The sequence below is a fragment of the Herbaspirillum aquaticum genome, from assembly GCF_002213425.1.
GTDB classification, from domain to species: domain Bacteria; phylum Pseudomonadota; class Gammaproteobacteria; order Burkholderiales; family Burkholderiaceae_D; genus Herbaspirillum; species Herbaspirillum aquaticum.
Window position 1 is genome coordinate 225,961 of sequence record NZ_NJGV01000009.1, and the last position, 17,841, is coordinate 243,801.

Sequence of the window (17,841 nt, forward strand, 5' to 3'; positions counted from 1 at the left end):
TCCGGCGCGATGGCGCATGACGTGAGCCAATCCACCGGGAAGCGAGGACTGGCGAGATTCGTGGATGGCGCGCATCACTTGGGATGGGTGCTTCTATCGCGCGCTGGGAAATCGCTGCAAAACACGACGCAAAACAATGGCCAACGAAAAAAACCGAATAAGGAGACTCGGTTTTAAATTAAGCTTGCGCGAAATAATTACTTTCTGAGCAATGAACCGCAAAGTCTTCCGGCGCGTTTCCTCCTGGAAAATTCTTCTCTGGGCCTGCAGCAGCATGGCTGGAGGAGTCATCCTGGCACAGCTTGCGCTGAACGCGGCGGAGATTCGTCATATCGACGCCTCGTCGATGCAGGCGCTGCAGCGTGCGGAAGATGCCGGCCGCGCCACCGTCGATGCGCTGCGCCGGGCCGAAGCCAGTCCCTTCGAGATGTGCTCCGAGGGTGACCTCACCATCCTGCGCAACATCACCTATGCCAACAGCTATGTCGCCGACCTGGGCCGCATCGAGCAAGGCGTGGTGCGCTGTACGGCGCTGTGGGGCAAGCTGGACAGGGTCACCCGCCTGCCTGAACCGCATTACCGCCCGCGCGGAGGATTCAGCGTGTGGAGCCACCAGGAAGTCCTGCAGACGCATTACCAGAGCAACCTGGTCGCGCTCAATCACAGCCTGGCCATTGCCTCGCCGTCGACCTTCGATCTCAATCGCTTCTACCAGGATGTCTCCCTGCGCATCACCAACGGCAGCGGCACCCACACCTATGCCGAGCGCGCCGGCCTGCGCTACAACCCCTCGGGCGCCATCGAACTGCTGCCGGCCATCGACATCACCGAATGCAGCCCCGACATGGGGCTGTGCGCGCAGGCCACGGCACACCTGCACTGGTTTGCGCTGGCCCATCCCTTGAGTTTCTTCGCGCTGATGGCGGGCAGTTTCTTGCTGGGTGCGCTGGCCTACCTGCTGTACCTGCGCCTGCGCCGCAACCAGGGCGTGCTGGAAAAACTGCGCGAGGGGATTGCCAATGACGAGATCGTGCTGCTGTACCAGCCCATCGTTTGCGTACGCGACTTGAGCCTGAAGGGTTATGAAGCGCTGGCGCGCTGGCGCCCGGCCGACGAGCCCGAGATCGGCCCGGACATCTTCGTGCCGCTGGCCGCGCAGAACCGGCTCAGCACGGCGCTGGCCAAGGTGGTGCTGGCACGGGCGCTGCGCGAGATGCAGGATCTGCTGCAGGCCGATCCGGCGCTGATGCTGGCGGTCAATACCGAGGTCGCCGACATCGAGGATACCGACTTCATCGAGTTCGCGCTGGACCTGACGGCGGCCACGCCGGGCCTGCGTCCGCAATTGCACCTGGAAGTCACCGAGCGCGCCGACATCCGTTCGGCCACCTTCACACAGAACATCGAGCTGTTGCGCAAGGCGGGCTTTGCGATCTGGATCGATGACTTTGGGACCGGCAGCGCCAATCTGTCGCATCTGTCCTATGCGCAGTTCGACGGCATCAAGATCGACCGGCTCTTCACCAGCGCCCTGAGCACCGGATCACCGCTGCGCTCGGTGGTCCCCAACCTGCTGCGCCTGGCCACCGAGCTGGAGCTGAAGGTGGTTATCGAGGGCATCGAGACGGAAGAGCAATTGCAGCTCATTCGCAGCATTGCGCCGCAGATCCATGCGCAGGGATGGCTGTTCAGCAAGGCGATGGAATTGAGCGAAGTGCTGCAGCAGCGGGAGCCTTATACGCTGGAGGAGTTCGGGTTGGCCGCCTGAATGGCGTAGGGTGCCAGCGCCCTCTGCACCAGTTCCGCCGCCGTCCCGTCATCACGCAAGCCAAGCCGGCGCGCGATGCGGTCATCGAGTACCGGATAGCGTCCAAACACCGCTTCCACCGGCTCTTGCGGGGCATAGCGTGCGAGCGCATGTCCATCCACGCCAAACAAGGCCGAGAGCGTGTCGACCACTTCCTGCATGGACAGCCGCAACACCGGCAAGGCCCAGGTGCGTTCCATGTGGCCTTGCGTATCGAGCATCGGATCCATGGTGGCCGCATGCAGCAGGTTCTCCGCACAACGTTGTGCCGACATCCACCACGCAGTGGCCTGCGGTCCCACCGGCAGCGTCACGGACTCGCCCGCCGCCAGCGCATGCAACAGCTCGCTCATGAAGGCCGAGACCAATCCAGAGGCGGCGCGCGGACGCGCTACGATGCCCGGCAAGCGCAGCGAACGGCCGTCCAGCACGCCACGGCGCGTGGCGTCGGCCAGCAGGATTTCGCAAGCCCGTTTGTGCGCGCCATAGATCAGCGCCGGCCGCGTGGGCGTGCCCGGGGTGACCGGGTCCGGCAGAGGTGTGCCATACACGGCGATGGTGCTGGCATACACCACCACCGGGGCCGCACTGCCCCTTGTCCTGCCTTCGGCCAGCAAGTTGAACAGATCGAGCGTGGCATCCAGGTTGACGCGGCGACTCAAGGCCGGATCGGCTTCTGCCGCACCACCCGGCACCGCTGCCAGGTGAAAGCAGAGATCGGCACCGAACTGCGCCAGGCGCGACTGCACCTGCGCGTCCTGCAATTCGCCCTCGATGCGTTCGACGGAATCGGGCAGCGCAGGCAATGTGCGGTCCATCGCCGCCAGCCGCGTAATACGTTGCGGGCCGACCTGCCCCACCTGCTGCAGCAGCTGCAGCAGGGTCGCGCCGATGAAGCCGCCCGCGCCGGTGACCAGGACCCTCATGCTGCCCGCACCACGCGCTGCTGCACGATGCCGAAGGGGCCGGGACGGCCATCCTCGTAATACGCCTGCATGCGCACCTCATCACCGAAATGCATGAAGCCGGTGCGGATCTCGCCCTGGTCGATCTTCTCGATCACGCGCCGCTCGGCGATGCAGGCTGAACCGGCCGCGCGCGCCACATTGGAGACCGTACCCGAGCCAATGATGCAGCCCGCCGTGAGACGGCGGCTGTGCGCCGCATGGGCAATGAGCTGGCCAAAGGAAAAATTCATTTCGCCGCCGTGCGGCTCGCCAAAGCGCGCGCCATTCCATTGCACCTGCAGGCGCATCTGTACGCGGCCATCGCGCCAGGCATCGCCCAGTTCATCGGGCGTGACGGCAATCGGCGCAAATGCCGTGGAGGGCTTGGCTTGCAGGAAGCCGAAACCGGTCTTCATCTCATGCGGGCCAAGTGCGCGCAGGCTCCAGTCATTGAGCTGCACTACCAGGCGCACGGCCTGCAGGGCCTCTTGCGCGCTCGCACCCATGGCGACCGGACCGACCACCACGCCGAACTCGCCTTCGAAGTCGATGCCTTCGGCTTCCGACCGCAGCGGCACGTCCTGATGCGGTCCGAGGAAATCATCACTGGCCCCCTGGTACATCACGGGCACGGTATCGAAATACGGAATCGGCGGCGTCTTGAAGGCTTCTTCCATCAAGCGTCCGTGATTGAGGAAGGCTGAGGCGTCCAGCCATTGCGGGGCGCGCGGCAGCGGCGCCATGCACAGCTGTGCATCGAAGGCGATGGCACCGTCGGCCCGGCCTGCATTGAGGGCCTCATATCGTTCGGACAGTGCGGGCTTGACCTCGTCCCAGCGTGGCAGCGCATCGATCAGGGTGCGCGCAACCTGCGGCACCGGCAAGGCAGTGGTGGCATTGCGCGCGACCAATACCAGCGCGCCATCAGGCGTGCCGTCGCGCAGGGTGGCGAATTTCATGGCTTACGCTCCCTCGGCCAGTTGGGCGGCAATGGCCGGGTCATACTCGCCATCGACCAGGATGAACAGCATGCGGCAGGGCTTGCCCGAACGATTGGCCCAGGCGTGATTGGTGCCACGCTGCACGACCACACTGCCAGGCTTCAGGGCGACTTCACCGCGGTCCAGTACCAGGGTCATCTCTCCTTCAATGACGATCCCGTAGTCCACCGATTCGGTACGGTGCATCAGCGGATGCGGCGAGTCGGCCTGCATGGTGGAGGCCGAAGCTTCGCCGATCTGGCTGAAGGCCTCCTGCATCTTGCTGTTGGCGCTGGCGAGGAATTCCTCGGTATCAGGCGGGATATCCACGAAGCGCATGCGCGTACCACGCTCCGGAGGAGACAGCACCAGTGCGCCCAGGCTGGGATCAACGCCATTGTCCACGCGCGCGGGCGTGGCACTGGTGCTCCAGACTTCATGGAAGAGCGTGCCGGGAATGGCGGCCACCTCCACCACGGTCGGCAGCGGACCGTTGCTGCTGACGATGGATCGGCCTTGCGCATCGTGACCGGTGACGACGCGGTGAATCGGGGGAAAGGACATCATGGGCTCCATTGAATCGCTTGCATTGCGTGAATCTGCTGATGGCTGCCTGTCTGGCAGCGGCCATCAGGCTTCGTCGAAGATCGCTACCGCCCGTGTCCAGCCGGCACTGGCACCACGGATCTTGTGCGGGAAGCAGCTGATGGTGAAACCATGCGCCGGCAGGGCTTCGAGGTTGTGCAGTTTCTCCAGGTGGCAGTAGCCGATGTCGCGGCCGGCCTTGTGGCCTTCCCAGATCAGGGACTTGTCGCCGGTCTCGGCCACCCGTTGCGCGGTATAGGAGAACGGTGCATCCCAGCTCCAGGCATCGGTGCCGGTCAGGCGCACGCCGCGTTCGAGCAGGTACATGGTGGCTTCGTAACCCATGCCGCATCCGGCACCGAGATAGTCGCGGTGACCATAGCGGGAGCCGGCGCGGGTATTGACCACAACGATGTCGAGCGGCTGCAGCACATGGCCGATGCGTTTGAGTTCGGCTTCCACATCGGCAGCGGTGGCCACATAGCCATCGGGGAAATGACGGAAGTCCAGTTTCACGCCGGCCTGGAAGCACCATTCCAGCGGCACTTCATCGATGGTGATGGAGGGGCGCGCGCCGCCATTCTTGGCATCCTGTGTGGAATGGAAATGCCAGGGTGCATCCAGATGCGTGCCGTTGTGCGTGGTCAGCGTGACCCATTCGGCCGCTGCGGCTTCGCCATCGGGATAATCCTCGGGCCGGGTGCCGGGCAGCATGGCCATGAATTCGGGCAGGGTGTCGGCGTGCTTCTGGTAGGTGATCTTCGGGGCCAGCGGGGGCGGGTCGGAGAGCACGTCGTTTTCGAGATAGATGGACAGGTCGACGAAACGATGACGGCGACGCGTCTGCAGGGATGCGGTCATGCCAGGGCCTCTTGGGGTTGAACGGCGACTGCACGCGGCAGCCGCGAGAAACAGATCGATGCCCCCACGCCCAGCGCCACCGCCACCGGACCCAGGCTGCCATAACCCCAGCCCTGCACCAGCGTGCCGCCGAGGATGGGGCCGATGGCCGCCCCCGTCATCAGCATGGCGGGCGTGGCGGCCATGGCGCGGCCGCTGCGGTCCAGGCGTGCCATGAGGCCGAAGGCGAAGGTGTGCGTGAAGATCATCACGGCAGCAAAGACGGAGGCCGCTGCCGCATAAGGTGCAAAACGCAACGAACTCATGATCACCACCACCAGCAGCGCCTGCACCAGCGGACCGGCCATGAGCACGCTGCGGGCGGGCAGACGCTTCTCCAGCAATGCGGCCAGCGGCGCGGGCAGCAGGTTGACGAAGCCCAGCGCGATGAGCACACCGGTGACCGCTTCCAGCCCGAAGCCGCGATCACTGCCCACGCGCTCCAGGAAACTGAAGGTCATCGATTGCACCAGGCCCATGCAGGCGATACCGGCGATGCCGTACCAGACCTGGCGCGGCACCGGTTCGCGCGGCGCAGCCACGCGCGGCAGGCCGTCGGTCTCTGCACGGGGAAACGCCAGCGCACAAGCCAGCGCGCCCATGGCCATCACACCCGCGAAGAGATAAAACAAGGCAGGACCACCGACGCTGGCAATGATCGGCGGCGCACTGCCCAGGAACAGGATGGCGAACACGCCCAAGGCGATGCCGACCAGCGCAAAGCCGCGATGCGGATTGCTGCCCCGCGCGATGGTGCCATGCGTGACACTGAGCGAAAGCCCGGTGGTGATGCCGCAGGCCGCATGCAGCAAGGCCAGCAGCAGGTAGTGCTGGGTCTGGGCCGCCACCGCGAACAGCAGGGCTGAGAGGCCGAAGCCGATGGCCGCCTTCCAGCGTGCCGTCTCGGGATCGAAGCGCGGTGCCAGCACGGCGCTGGCCAGTACCGCGCCGCCCAGGAAGAGCGAGGCCAACAGGCCAGCCTGGCGGGCATCGAAGTGGTAATGCGCCACCAGCGTGCCAACCCAGACCGGCAGCGCGACCAGGTCGATCATGCCGGCGCAGTGCGCCAGCATCAGCGCAGCCAGGGCGCGCTTGGAATAGGTCGTGATCATCTTGTCTCCTCGCGTCGTACGCAGAATGCAGAATGCAGAATGCAGAGTGCAGGTTGCAGGTTGCAGAAGCGTTAATCGTTTATATTTTTTATATTGTTTAAAAATTCAGATCGGCTGGACCAGTGCCGCGTGCGATTCGCGCATGATGCGCGAGTGCTCGTCCTTGTCGCCGCCCTCGACCTCGATCTCGCCCAGCCGGGCCGAGTTCTCCACCACCATGCGGCAACGTTCCCAGCGCCGCTCCTCGAAGGCCGACAAGGCCAGCGGCACGCTGCCGTTGCGGGCCAGTTCGTCGGCCAGCACCAGCGCATCCTCGATGCCGATGCAGGCACCGGAGGCCAGGTGCGGCGTGGTGGCATGCACGGCATCACCGATGAGCACAACGCGGCCCTGATACCACGGACGCGGCAGCAGCAAGCCTTCCAGCGGGCGGAAGATGATGCGGGCGTTGTCGCCGAGCTGGTCGCGGATGGTCTTGAGGACCGGGGCGCTGAAGTCTTCCAGCAGCCCGCGCAGGCGCGCCACGAAGGTGGCCGGATCGACGTGGTCGTTGACCGGACGCGGCTCGGTGACGAAGAGGTACATCTCGTCTTTCGACACCGGATTGACGCCGGGCTTGATCTTCGGCCCCATCCACATGGTGCAGGTGGTGATCTCCGCCGGACGCGGCAGGACGGCACGCCATACGGCCTGGCCGCTGTAGCGCGGCTTGGGCGCATGGGGGAAGAGATGGGCACGCAGCTTGGAATAGAGGCCATCGGCACCGATCACCAGGTCGTAGCGGCGGGTCTGGCCATCGGTGAAGTCGACCTCGACCTCGTCGCCGATCTCGCGCAGGGCGGTGAAGGTGCAACCCAGGCGCACATCGGTGCCCGATGCGCGGGTAGCATCAGCCAGGATACGGGCCAGTACCGGACGCAGGATGGCACCGCCGCCGGGTACGTCGGGCGCGGCCAGGCGCGGCGTGGGCAGCTCGGCGATCTGCGGGCCGTGCGGCAGGCACAGGCGCACACCGTCACCGGCCGCGCCTTCGCGCAGGAAGGCATCGAGCACCCCGAGTTGCTTCAGGGCCCGCAGCGTGGCCGGGCCGAGGCTGATGCCGGCACCATAGTTGCGCCACTGGGGATCGAGTTCCACCAGGTCGACCTGGGCGCCACGGCGGCGCAGGTCGATGGCGGCCGATGCGCCGGAAAAACCGCCGCCGATGATGAGGATGCGTTGGGCTGCGAGTGTCATGGTGTCTCCTGAATCTTTTTCTTGATGAGTTGATCGTCTTCGCCGGCGGCCAGGTGCAGGCCGCCGTCGTCATCGATGCGCAGCGCCACCGGCGTGAGCGAGTCGCCCAGGCAAGGCCCGAGCGTGCACACGCCGGTGAGCGGATCGAACAATGCGCCATGGGCGGCACAGACCACATGCTGCCCGCTGGCATCGAGGTAGGCATCGCGCCGCCATGGCAACGGTGTGCCGTGGTGCGGGCAGCTGTCAACCCAGGCCCGCACCTGGTCGCCCCGGCGCAGCAGGAAAATGGTGGCCTGCCCTGCCCCACCGGTATCGAAACCGCGCGCGCCGTCGTCGGGCAATTGGGTGACATGGCACAAATACATGGCGTGTGCTCCCGCTTGGCTCAGTGTGCAGCGCCCGGTGGCGGCGGGCCGCTCGGCGCCCACTTCTCGCGGTACTGGAACAGGAACAATTGCGAGGCATCGGCTCCCATCGGCACTTCGCGTGCTGCCCACTGATCGTCGTGCAGGTCCATGTCGGCGTCGTATTCGACGTGGCAGCCAAGCGGCGAATTGAAATACCAGAACCAGTTGCTGCCGAAGCGATGGCGGCCCGGCCCCCAGAAGCTCTGGTAACCCTTCTCGACGAAACGGGTGCCGGCCAGCAGCACCTCGGTCGGGCCGCCCATGTGGAAGGTGAAGTGTTCGCAGCCTTTCATGAAGGGCGGCGTCTGGATCATGAAGAGCGTGTGGTGATCCAGGGTCCCGGCCGGACGCAGGAAGGGGCCCACACCGGTGAAGCGGTCAGTGCAGACGAAGCCCAGGCGCTGGTAGAAAGCCTCGGCCTTGGCGGCATCGGGCACGAAATACACCACGTGCGACAGCGTGCGCGGCAGGGCTTGGTCCTCTGCCGGCAGGCCCAGCTGGTTCGGTGCGCGCTGGGCATCGCCGGGACCGTTGACGCGTTCCGATTTCATGTCCAGCGCACGGCGCACGGTGACCTGGAAGGCCAGTGCAAAGCCCATGTCGTCCACGCTGCGTACCACGCCATCGCGGCGGCTGACTTCGCGGTCGCGGCGCAGTTCGGTTTCGATGGCATCCAGGGTGGCCACGTCGGCCACGCCATAGACGGTTTCGCGCAGCAGGCTGGCGGTACCCATGGCGGCCGGCAGCGTGGCGTCGTCCTTGGCGCGCAGCACGATGGCGGTGCCGTCGAGGGCTTCGTAACGATCGTTACCAGCATCCTTGAGGCCATAGTCGAGCAGGTACTGGCGGCAGGCGGGCAGGTCCTCCACGCCAAAGACCAGGGCATCGGGTCCAATGATGTTCATGCGGGTTTCCTTGTGATTGACTCGGTATTGCGTTGGCGCCATGCGCCTCAGCGCTTGGTGCGGCCGCCCAGGGTTTCGGCCACCCAGTCGGCGATGACGTGGCCGGCGTTGATGGAATTGTCGAAGCTGGCATGCTGCGCGCCGCCTTCGCGGTCGGTGAAGACCTTCAATTCGCGCTTGGGGCTGTTGACCAGTTGTTCGTAGGTACGGTGTGCCCACTTCAGGGGAATCTGCGTGTCCTTCTCGCCGTGGGTGACCAGGAAGGGCACGCGGATCTTCTCGACCACGCCATCCAGGTGCACGTCCTCGGCGATGCGCATGAAGTCGTCGACATCCTTGGCACCCCACACCCAGCAGACGTGCTGCCAGTAATGCGGCACGGGGAAATCGCCCTCCTTTTCCAGGCGCTTTTTCTGTACGTCGCGCCAGTCGTGATTGGCACCCCACACCACGCCACAGGCAAAGCGCGGCTCCATGGCCACCACGCGCGGGCAGTAGTAGCCGCCCAGCGAGACGCCTTCACAGCCGATGCGGCTGGCATCGACGTCGTCGCGCTGTTCCAGCCAATCCACCACGTGGCGCGCCCAGTGCTCGGCATCGAAACGCGCAGTCATGCCATGCAGGCGCAGGGCTTCGCCGGTGCCGGGCTGGTCGATCACCAGCGACGAGACGCCGCGCTCGGCCAGCCAGCCGGGCAGGCCGACCAGGTATTTCATTTCCTTGGTCGAATCCAGGCCATTGAGCTGGACCAGGATCGGCGCAGGCCCCTGCACATTGTTGGCGCGGGTATAAAGGCCCGAGATGACCTTGCCTTCATAAGGAATTTCGACGCGCTCGCAGTTGTCACCAGCCAGCGTGATGCCACGCTGGAATACTTCCAGGAAGCGACGATACAACTCCAGGCGGCCCGGTGCGCCGTGACCCTGCAGGCGTTCGCAGGTCAGCAGGTAGCTGGCTGCGCGCTTGTACTTGGTCCCGGCCGAGAGCAGCCGGCCGCGCGCTTCATCCTCGGCGGCCAGGCTGCAGAGCTTTTCTGCCATGTCCGCCCAGGTGGCGCGGAAGGCGGCGGTGCCTTCGGCGTCAGGCTGTTTGGCCGCCTCTTGCAGGGGCGCGCACATGGCTTCGATTTCGCCGATGCGCGCGCCCATCTCGATGGCGAGATCGACGGAAAGATTCCAGACATAGTTCGTCGGGAAATAACGGAACATGGTGTAACTCCTTTGATGATGAGTGATACGGATGAGCGGCTGCGTTGACTCAGTGCCGGCCGCCCATCCACAGCGGCATGGCGAAGTTGATCCAGATGGCATCGCTCTTGGCCGTGTTGGCGGCGTACAGGCCGCGCTGCACGTTCATGTTGATGCTGTAGGTACCGGCGTTGTAGGCCACGGTCGGGCCCATGGCAAAGCTGCGCGTACGGTTGCCGGTGATGTCGGTGCCGTTCTGGCGGTCATCGGTGAACTGGTTCAGGTAGGAACCGGTGACGCCGACTTTCCACTTGCCGAAGTTCCAGCCACCGATGAAGTCCGCCACGTAGGCCGTGCCGGAGCGGTAATTGGTATCGCTGTTCTTGTCGTTGAAGAGCAGACGGTTGGAGATGCCCAGGTCCAGCCCGTTTGGATCGTTGTGGCGGATCGCCAGCACCGGCTGGTAGGAGGTGTAGCCGACCGCCACGCTGGTGCGCTTGGGATCGTAGGAACCGCTCTTGAGGGCGAAGTCGAAGCCGAACGTGACATTGGTATGCGCGGCCACGTCCCAGCGCAGCAGCAGCGGGGTGACGGTGACGTTGGAGAGGCCGTTGTGGTTCTCGCCGTGGCCCATCACTTCGCTATGCAGCGAGACCACCGGCAACACCAGTTGCGAATAGACCTTGGCACCCATCCACTCCACGCCATAGGAAGCCAAGAGGCGCGTGGTGGCCGAGAACACGTCGGTCTTGAAGGGGATGGGGCGCTTGTTGCCCTTGTTGTCGTACAGGCCGTCGGCACTGCTGTAGTTGAACTGCTCTACCGCGAACAGGCCCGGGATGGGCGGCAGCGCGGCGATGTATTCACTGGTGGACCCGGTGGGGAATGGCGAAACGCCACCTTCGAAGGCTTGCGCGGACTGCATGCTGGCGCTCCCGAGTACGGCTGCAACGGCCAGGACGGCACGATACCCCAGCCGCCGGGCTGGTACTGTTCCTCTCTTCACTTCTGTCTCCTTGTCTCCTACCCTGCCTGGCTTGTTGTCTCGCCGTCGCGGCGTCTTGTCGGGGCCAGGCTGAACAATGGCGCACTGCGCCACCGGCTTGCCGCGCCGACCCTTTCTTCGGTGTTTCTGCGAGGACGTGCAGCGGATGTGTGAAGGTTAAGGTCGAGGTTGATATTGATCAAATGGATTGTTTTGATTCATGATATGGGCGGGATCAATACCTGACCGCGCCCCGCAATCCTTGCCCAAAAGAAAGGCCGGCACCCGACAACGGAGACTCATCCATGCGCTTCAACAAGCTCGACCTCAACCTGCTGGTCGCGCTCGACGCGCTGCTGACCGAACTCAACATCAGCCGCGCCGCCGAGAAGATCCACCTGAGCCAGTCCGCCATGAGCAATGCGCTGGCGCGCCTGCGCGACTATTTCGATGACGAATTGCTGATCCAGGTCGGCCGCCGCATGGAAGCCACACCGCGTGCGGAGGTACTACGCGATGCGGTCAATGACGTACTGCGGCGCATCGAAGGATCGATCGCTGCCAAACCGGCTTTCGTCCCGCAGGAGTCGCAGCGGGAGTTCCGCATCTCGGTCTCGGATTTCAGCCTGAATGTACTGATTCCGCGCGTGATCGCACGGGCCCACGCCGAGGGGCCGCAGATTCGCTTTGCGCTGATGCCGCAGGTGCAGGATCCGACCCGTTCGCTGGATCGCGCGGAAGTGGACTTGCTGGTGCTGCCACAGGAATTCTGTACGCCCGATCATCCTGCGGAGGAAGTCTTCCGCGAACGCCACGTCTGCGTGGTGTGGCGCGACAGCCCGCTGGCCAAGGGCAAGCTCACGCTGGAGCGCTACATGGAGGCCGGCCATGTGGTCATGGTGCCGCCGGGTGCCAATGCCTCATCGGTGGAAGCGTGGATGGCCAACAAGCTGGGATTTGAGCGGCGGGTGGAGATCACCAGCTTCAGCTTCGCCTCCTGCGTGGCGCTGGTGCAGGGGACCGACCGCATCGCCACCGTGCATGGACGGCTGGCGCGCAAGCTGGCCACGCAATTGCCGGTCGTGCTCAAGGAAAGCCCGCTGCCGCTGGCGGAGATGCACCAGATGATGCAGTGGCATCGCTATCGCACCAATGATCCGGGCATCGAATGGTTGCGGCACGTGTTCCTGGAAAGTGCGCGCGAGATGGACAAGAAGGCGGCCTGATCAGAACATGACGGATTAGTCATGTTTTGATTTGCCCATTCTTAAAAATCCTTTAAATCATTTAAATCATTTATATAAAACAGGCGTCTCTACACAAAAAAACGCCCTGCCACCTTTCAATGGCAGGGCGTTGCTTACGCACGCGATCTGTGTGACCGGATCAGAAATCAACCTGCGCCGACAGCACCAGCGTACGGCCCGATGAGGTGCCGACGTAACCGTTCTGCATCAGCCAGTAATTCTTGTCGAACAGGTTCTCGATGTTGGCGCGATAGGTCACGACCTGCCCTGCCGCCCGGGTGATATAGCGCGCACCGATATCGACGCGGGTCCATCCCGGCACCTTGAGCTTGTTCTCGTTGCTGTACCACATCGAACCCGTGCGGGTGACACGCGTATTCAAGGCCAGGCCCTGCAGCCAGGGTGCATCCCAATCCAGTCCCAGGTTGAAGTTGCTGTTGGGGATGGCACCGACATCCTTGCCGTCATTGGTGCCATTGTCGGTGTGGTATTGCTTGGCATCGAAGAAGGTGCCGCTGGCATTGAAGCGCAGTCCGCGCTGCAGTTCGCCATAGGCCGCCAGTTCCAGTCCGCGTACGCGATTGCGGCCATCCTGGGTGGTGGTGCTCACGCCATTGACCAGCGTGGTGCTGGAATTGGCCTGCTCGATCTGGAAGACGGCCGCCGTGGTGGTGATACGGCCCCAGTCGATTTTCGCCCCCGTTTCCACCTGCTTGGACTTGTAGGGCGGGAAGAGCTGGTTGGGATTGCCGTCGCTGGCCGAAGTGAAACCGCCGGCACTGAGGGCCGCCGTGTAGTTGGCATACAGGGAGACGTTCTGCACCGGCTTGACGACCACGCCCAGCACCGGCGAGATGGCCGTCTTGTTGGAGGTCTGCGTGGCATCGGCCAGGCTGTGCGAATAGACCTGCTGGCGGCGCAGCCCGGCGGTGATGCGCAGGCGGTCATCGGCCAGCGACAGGGTATCGGTCAGCGCCACGCTGGTCAGGCGGATCTGGCTTTGCGGCGTGGGCGCGCCGCGTGCACCGGTCACCGTAGGCAAGGCGACCGGACGATACAGGTTGGAGGTGACGTTGCTGCTCTGGGAGAGGAAGAAGTAATCCGTCTGCTGATCCAGCATGTTCACGCCCAGCATCACGGTGTGCTTGATGCCGGCGGTGTTGAAGCGCGCACGCATGCCTACATCGGCCGACGTGGAAACCACCTTCTGGTCATAGTAGCCATTGGACAGCGCTGCGGTATCGCCGGCTGCATTGAGGATGGTGGCGCTGGGCCAGCTCTGGGCGGAACTGGCCACGTGATAGCCCACGGCACCATAGGCGGTCAGCTGGTCGTTGATGTCGTATTCCAGGCGGGTGGCCACGGCCTTGTCGTCGGACTGCAGGGTGGTACCGGGATAGAGATTGGTCTTGCCCGAGGGCGCATCCGGCATCACCAGGCTGCTGATGCTGAATTGCGGACGGAAGTTGCGGGCATCTTCATGCTGGGTGTAGGCATCCAGGCTCCAGCGCACGCGGCCGCCGTTGTAGTCGAGTCCGACCGAGCCCGTGCTCTGCTGCTGATTGCTGCCGGAGAGCCCCGTGTTGCCATCGGCATAGAGCGCGTTCACGCGGATGCCCCACTCCTGCTGTTCACCAAAACGGCGGCCCAGGTCGGCCTTCAATCCGAACTGTGAATTGGAGAGATACGTGGCCGTGACGCTGGAGATCGGATCTTCATGCGCACGCTTGGGAATCAGGTTGACCGCCCCGCCCACGCCGCCGGCCGGGCCCATGCCATACATCAGCGTGCCCGGTCCCTTGAGCACTTCGATGCGCTCGACCATGGAGATGGGCATGCGCGTGAGCGGCACCATGCCATAGAGGCCATTGAAGGCCACGTCATTGGCCGACATGGTGAAGCCGCGAATCTGGTAGCTGTCGCCGAAGCCGCCATTGCCGTTGGTGTTGCGCACCGAGGCATCGTTGGCGATGACGTCGCCGATGGCACGCGCCTGCACATCCTCGATGCCTTGCGAGGTGTAGTTGGTGGTGCTGAAGGGTGTGTCCATGACGCTGGCCGTGCCCAGCACGCCCAGGCTGCCACCGCGTGCGACCAGTCCACCTGCATAGGGGGCGGTCGGATCGGCGCTTTCGGTGATGGTGACGGTGGGCAGGACGGCATTGGCATTGCTGCCGGTGGCGGCCGCCGGTGCGGCCACCGTGTAGCCGCCGTCGGCATTGCGGATGGCTTGCAATGGGGTGCCGTTGAGCAGCGCGGCAAATCCTTCGGCTACCGTATAACGGCCGGCAAGGCCCGCACTCTGGCGATCGCGCGTGATGGCCGGATCGAAGGAGAGCAGCACGCCGGCACGGCGGGCAAAGCTGTTGAGGCTTTGGTCGAGGGGACCAGCGGGGATGTCGTAGGCCTGGCGCTGGGCATCGGTGGCTTGCGCCTGGACAGCGGCCATGGGGCTGGCGAAGGCGGCCAGGATGGCCAGTCGGGACAGGGTCGGGCGCGAGGGGAAGCGGGTTCGGGTTGTCATGGATGTCGTTCGGTGGTGAGCTTCAGAGGGCTTGCTACTGGTAGACCGAACGAGATTCCGAAACCTGCAGAAAATATTTAAAAAATTTTTAGACCAATGCCACCCTCAGGTGGAGGCCCGCGGCCGCAGGGTGACCCAGTACTCCGTGAAGGAATCCACCCGCACCGGCAAGGTCCGCGCGATGGCCGCCAGGATGCGTGCCGGCTGGTCGAGCGGGAACACGCCCGAGATGGTCAGGTCGGCCACCGCCGGATCGCAGCGCAGCTTGCCGGGGAGATAGCGATCCAGTTCGGCCACCAGTTGGCCCAGCGGCATGCGGTCGGCCACGATGACGCCCTCGGTCCAGGCGATGGCCTCTTCATTGGCGGCAGAGAGGCGACCCACCAGCCCTTGCGCATCGAACAGACCCTCACGCCCGGCATCCACGCGTATCGGCGTATTCTCATTTTGCGAACGAAATTCGACCGCACCCTCATAAACGGCAAGGCGCATTCCCTCCTCCGCATCGCGCAGCCGGAAGCGGGTGCCCAGTGCGCGCGCCTGGCCCAGCCGGGTCTGCACGAGGAAGGGACGAGAGGGAACGCGCTCTTCATGCCCCGTGGTGATGAGCACTTCGCCGCGATGCAGGCGGACCAGGCGCTGCTGTCCGTCAAGACTGACATCCACCGCAGTGGCACTGTTGAGTTGCAGCACGGTGCCATCGGCGAGCGTCACCCGGCGCCGCTCGCCGGTGCGGGTCGAGTAGCCGGCCATCCAGGCCTGCCAGGGCGTCCATCGTGCCGCGCTGGCCGCCAGCAACCCCGTGCCCGTCAACACGCACAGGGTCTTGATGGCAAAGCGGCGGTTGTTGCGTGCGCGGGTGGGGCTGGCGCCGATGCTGCCGTGGGCCAGCGCGCGCGGCAAGCTGCCCACACGTTCGCTGAGCGACTGCAGGCGCTGCCACGCCAGCTCGTGCTGCGGCTGTTCGGCACGCCAGCGGCGGCAGGCCTCGTGGTCATGATCGGTGGCGCTGCCCGATTGCAGCCGCACCATCCAGTCGATGGCGGCCATGACCACGTCATCGCCCGGGACTGCGGTCTCAGCTGCCATAGTGCAGCCGGTAGCAAGCGGTGAAGGCGCGCTTCATGTATTGCTGCACCGAACTGAGCGACACCTCCAGCCGCGCCGCGATCTCGGCATAGGCCAGGCCATCGAGCTGGGACAGCAGGAAGGCACTGCGTACCTTGGGCGGCAAGCCGGCCAGCATGGCGTCGACTTCGTTGAGGGTCTCCAGCACCAGCAACTGGGCTTCGGGCGAAGGCAGGTGCTCGGGCGGCATCTGCGCAAGCATTTCCAGGAAGGCGGCTTCCAGCGCGCAGCGGCGGAAATGGTCGATCATCAGGCCGCGCGCGATGGTGGCCAGCAGCGTGCGCACTTCATCGAGATAGAAATCGCGGCGCGAGACCATCATGCGCACGAAGGTATCCTGCGCCAGGTCGGCGGCCAGCTCGGCGTTGTCGGTACGGCGGCGCAGCCAGCCCAGCAGCCACCGGTGATGCCCGGTGTAGAGGCCAGCAATGTCGTGAGCACGGGAAGGAGCGAGGTCGGCCATGACCGCAAGATGTAATGAGAACGTGTCTCATTATAATCTGGAAATGACGCGGCGGGTCGATGCGGTTTGGGGACGATATGAAACAAAAAGCCCCGGCACGAAGGCCGGGGCTTGTCACTGCTGCTCCCTACGGAACCGCGAAGGTCCCGGAGGTGAAGCTTGATGTCAAATTACTTGACCACGCTCAGCAGGGTACGCTTGCCGCCCTTGTAGGTGTACAGGGTCAGGGTGCCGTTCAGGATGTCGCCCTTGGCGTCGAAGGCGATTTCACCGGTGACGCCCTTGTGCTTGATCTTGGCCAGAACCGGCAGGTAGACCTTGGGGTCGGACGAGCCGGCTTGTTTCATGGCGTCAGCCAGGGTCATCAGCGCATCGTAGGTGTACGGTGCGTAAATCACGACGTCCTGGTTGAACTTCTTCTTGTAGGCAGCCTTGAAGTCTTCCAGCGGCTTCTTGCCAGCTTCGGTCACGCCACCGGCTTCGGCGCAGACCACTTCGCTGTCCTTCAGGCCAGCACCGGCCAGGCTCGGCAGTTCGGTGGTGCAGATACCGTCACCGCCCATGAACTTGGCAGCCACACCCAGCTGATCCATCTGGCGCAGCATCGGGCCGGCCACGGCATCCATGCCGCCGAAGAAGACCAGGTCAGGCTTCTTGGACTTGACCGAGGTCAGGATGGCGTTGAAGTCGGTAGCCTTGTCGGTGGTGTACTGGGTGGCCACGATGGTGGCACCGGCAGCCAGGGCGCTCTTGCGGAATTCTTCAGCCACGCCTTGACCGTAGGCAGTGCGGTCGTCAATGACGGCCACGTTCTTGCCCTTGAGTTCATTGACGGCATAACGGCCCAGGACGCCACCGAGCTGGCCATCGTTGGCCACCACGCGGAAGGCGGTGTTGAAGCCTTGCTGGGTGTACTTGGGGTTGGTCGCCGAGGGCGAGATCTGCGGGATGCCGGCGTCGTAGTAGATCTTGGAGGCCGGGATGGTGGTACCGGAGTTCATGTGGCCAACCACGCCCTTGACCTTGGCATCGACCAGGGCCTGGGCCACGGTGGTGGCTTGCTTCGGATCGGAAGCGTCATCCTGCGGGACCAGCTGGAAGGTGACCTTCTTGCCGCCGATCTCGAAGCCCTTGGCATTGAGTTCGTCCACGGCCATGCGGGCGCCGTTCTCGTTGTCCTTGCCGATGTGTGCATTGGGACCGGTCAGAGGAGCGACGTGACCGATCTTGATGACTTCTTGTGCTTGCGCTGCCCCTGCAAACGAGAACGCTGCCACCAGTGCCGTAGCGACAGGAATCATTTTGATTTTTTGCATGAATTGCTCCTATTTGTAGTGACCTGCGTTTGAAAAAGACCGGACCTGCATTCGGGCCGATTCTCGACCAGGAATAACTGTGACTGAACGCCTCCTCAAACCAGCGTTA

General features: G+C 64.2%; 16 protein-coding genes. 2 read left to right on the forward strand and 14 right to left on the reverse strand.

Going from position 1 to position 17,841, the window contains the following annotated elements:
- Positions 1-274 precede the first annotated feature (274 nt).
- A complete protein-coding gene (locus CEJ45_RS12220; protein WP_088755375.1) occupies positions 275-1,768 on the forward strand; it encodes an EAL domain-containing protein in 1,494 nt (497 codons plus the stop codon).
- On the opposite strand, the gene CEJ45_RS12225 is transcribed toward CEJ45_RS12220, so the two are convergent.
- From CEJ45_RS12225 to CEJ45_RS12270, 10 genes are all read right to left on the reverse strand, one after another.
- A complete protein-coding gene (locus tag CEJ45_RS12225) occupies positions 1,735-2,733 on the reverse strand; it encodes an NAD-dependent epimerase/dehydratase family protein (RefSeq protein WP_088755376.1) in 999 nt (332 codons plus the stop codon). The genes CEJ45_RS12220 and CEJ45_RS12225 overlap by 34 nt on opposite strands.
- Positions 2,730-3,713, reverse strand: a complete 984-nt coding sequence (locus tag CEJ45_RS12230; protein ID WP_088755377.1) for a fumarylacetoacetate hydrolase family protein — start codon at positions 3,711-3,713, stop codon at positions 2,730-2,732. Before CEJ45_RS12230 ends, CEJ45_RS12225 begins: the two co-directional genes overlap by 4 nt.
- A gap of 3 nt (positions 3,714-3,716) precedes the next feature.
- On the reverse strand, positions 3,717-4,298 hold the full coding sequence (locus CEJ45_RS12235; RefSeq protein ID WP_088755400.1) for a cupin domain-containing protein: 582 nt from the start codon (positions 4,296-4,298) through the stop codon (positions 3,717-3,719).
- 66 nt (positions 4,299-4,364) lie between these two features.
- On the reverse strand, positions 4,365-5,180 hold the full coding sequence (locus CEJ45_RS12240) for a cyclase family protein (RefSeq protein WP_088755378.1): 816 nt from the start codon (positions 5,178-5,180) through the stop codon (positions 4,365-4,367).
- Positions 5,177-6,331, reverse strand: a complete 1,155-nt coding sequence (locus tag CEJ45_RS12245; protein WP_088755379.1) for an MFS transporter — start codon at positions 6,329-6,331, stop codon at positions 5,177-5,179. The genes CEJ45_RS12240 and CEJ45_RS12245 overlap by 4 nt, the downstream gene beginning before the upstream one ends.
- Before the next feature lie 105 nt (positions 6,332-6,436).
- Positions 6,437-7,567, reverse strand: a complete 1,131-nt coding sequence (locus CEJ45_RS12250) for an FAD-dependent oxidoreductase (RefSeq protein WP_088755380.1) — start codon at positions 7,565-7,567, stop codon at positions 6,437-6,439.
- Positions 7,564-7,935, reverse strand: a complete 372-nt coding sequence (locus CEJ45_RS12255) for a Rieske (2Fe-2S) protein (protein WP_088755381.1) — start codon at positions 7,933-7,935, stop codon at positions 7,564-7,566. The genes CEJ45_RS12250 and CEJ45_RS12255 overlap by 4 nt, the downstream gene beginning before the upstream one ends.
- 20 nt (positions 7,936-7,955) lie before the next feature.
- Positions 7,956-8,882, reverse strand: coding sequence for a VOC family protein (locus CEJ45_RS12260; RefSeq protein ID WP_088755382.1), 927 nt, complete (start codon positions 8,880-8,882; stop codon positions 7,956-7,958).
- A gap of 47 nt (positions 8,883-8,929) precedes the next feature.
- Positions 8,930-10,090, reverse strand: coding sequence for an alpha/beta hydrolase family protein (locus tag CEJ45_RS12265; RefSeq protein ID WP_088755383.1), 1,161 nt, complete (start codon positions 10,088-10,090; stop codon positions 8,930-8,932).
- 49 nt (positions 10,091-10,139) lie between these two features.
- Positions 10,140-10,994 carry a SphA family protein gene (locus tag CEJ45_RS12270; protein WP_088755384.1) on the reverse strand — a complete coding sequence of 285 codons (855 nt, stop codon included), beginning with the start codon at positions 10,992-10,994 and terminating at the stop codon, positions 10,140-10,142.
- Positions 10,995-11,359: 365 nt separating this feature from the next.
- Between CEJ45_RS12270 and CEJ45_RS12275 the strand changes: the two genes are divergently transcribed.
- Positions 11,360-12,280, forward strand: a complete 921-nt coding sequence (locus CEJ45_RS12275) for a LysR family transcriptional regulator (protein ID WP_088755385.1) — start codon at positions 11,360-11,362, stop codon at positions 12,278-12,280.
- A gap of 160 nt (positions 12,281-12,440) precedes the next feature.
- On the opposite strand, the gene CEJ45_RS12280 is transcribed toward CEJ45_RS12275, so the two are convergent.
- From CEJ45_RS12280 to CEJ45_RS12295, 4 genes are all read right to left on the reverse strand, one after another.
- The gene (locus CEJ45_RS12280) at positions 12,441-14,825 is read right to left on the reverse strand and encodes a TonB-dependent receptor (protein ID WP_088755386.1); all 2,385 of its coding nucleotides are present in this window, start codon (positions 14,823-14,825) and stop codon (positions 12,441-12,443) included.
- Positions 14,826-14,930: 105 nt separating this feature from the next.
- On the reverse strand, positions 14,931-15,914 hold the full coding sequence (locus CEJ45_RS12285) for a FecR domain-containing protein (protein ID WP_088755387.1): 984 nt from the start codon (positions 15,912-15,914) through the stop codon (positions 14,931-14,933).
- Complete coding sequence (locus CEJ45_RS12290) at positions 15,904-16,416, reverse strand: sigma-70 family RNA polymerase sigma factor (RefSeq protein WP_088755388.1); 513 nt, start codon at positions 16,414-16,416, stop codon at positions 15,904-15,906. Before CEJ45_RS12290 ends, CEJ45_RS12285 begins: the two co-directional genes overlap by 11 nt.
- 170 nt (positions 16,417-16,586) lie before the next feature.
- Complete coding sequence (locus CEJ45_RS12295) at positions 16,587-17,732, reverse strand: branched-chain amino acid ABC transporter substrate-binding protein (RefSeq protein WP_088755389.1); 1,146 nt, start codon at positions 17,730-17,732, stop codon at positions 16,587-16,589.
- Positions 17,733-17,841 lie beyond the last annotated feature (109 nt).

What these genes read in the sequence shown, in the direction of transcription:
- CEJ45_RS12270 (WP_088755384.1), bottom strand. Translation starts at nt 10,994, where the DNA reads ATGCAGTCCGCGCAAGCCTTCGAAGGTGGCGTTTCGCCATTCCCCACC.
- CEJ45_RS12225 (WP_088755376.1), bottom strand. Translation starts at nt 2,733, where the DNA reads ATGAGGGTCCTGGTCACCGGCGCGGGCGGCTTCATCGGCGCGACCCTG.
- CEJ45_RS12275 (WP_088755385.1), top strand. Translation starts at nt 11,360, where the DNA reads ATGCGCTTCAACAAGCTCGACCTCAACCTGCTGGTCGCGCTCGACGCG.
- CEJ45_RS12220 (WP_088755375.1), top strand. Translation starts at nt 275, where the DNA reads ATGGCTGGAGGAGTCATCCTGGCACAGCTTGCGCTGAACGCGGCGGAG.
- CEJ45_RS12285 (WP_088755387.1), bottom strand. Translation starts at nt 15,914, where the DNA reads ATGGCAGCTGAGACCGCAGTCCCGGGCGATGACGTGGTCATGGCCGCC.
- CEJ45_RS12245 (WP_088755379.1), bottom strand. Translation starts at nt 6,331, where the DNA reads ATGATCACGACCTATTCCAAGCGCGCCCTGGCTGCGCTGATGCTGGCG.
- CEJ45_RS12240 (WP_088755378.1), bottom strand. Translation starts at nt 5,180, where the DNA reads ATGACCGCATCCCTGCAGACGCGTCGCCGTCATCGTTTCGTCGACCTG.
- CEJ45_RS12295 (WP_088755389.1), bottom strand. Translation starts at nt 17,732, where the DNA reads ATGCAAAAAATCAAAATGATTCCTGTCGCTACGGCACTGGTGGCAGCG.
- CEJ45_RS12250 (WP_088755380.1), bottom strand. Translation starts at nt 7,567, where the DNA reads ATGACACTCGCAGCCCAACGCATCCTCATCATCGGCGGCGGTTTTTCC.
- CEJ45_RS12265 (WP_088755383.1), bottom strand. Translation starts at nt 10,090, where the DNA reads ATGTTCCGTTATTTCCCGACGAACTATGTCTGGAATCTTTCCGTCGAT.
- CEJ45_RS12255 (WP_088755381.1), bottom strand. Translation starts at nt 7,935, where the DNA reads ATGTATTTGTGCCATGTCACCCAATTGCCCGACGACGGCGCGCGCGGT.
- CEJ45_RS12280 (WP_088755386.1), bottom strand. Translation starts at nt 14,825, where the DNA reads ATGACAACCCGAACCCGCTTCCCCTCGCGCCCGACCCTGTCCCGACTG.
- CEJ45_RS12290 (WP_088755388.1), bottom strand. Translation starts at nt 16,416, where the DNA reads ATGGCCGACCTCGCTCCTTCCCGTGCTCACGACATTGCTGGCCTCTAC.
- CEJ45_RS12260 (WP_088755382.1), bottom strand. Translation starts at nt 8,882, where the DNA reads ATGAACATCATTGGACCCGATGCCCTGGTCTTTGGCGTGGAGGACCTG.
- CEJ45_RS12230 (WP_088755377.1), bottom strand. Translation starts at nt 3,713, where the DNA reads ATGAAATTCGCCACCCTGCGCGACGGCACGCCTGATGGCGCGCTGGTA.
- CEJ45_RS12235 (WP_088755400.1), bottom strand. Translation starts at nt 4,298, where the DNA reads ATGTCCTTTCCCCCGATTCACCGCGTCGTCACCGGTCACGATGCGCAA.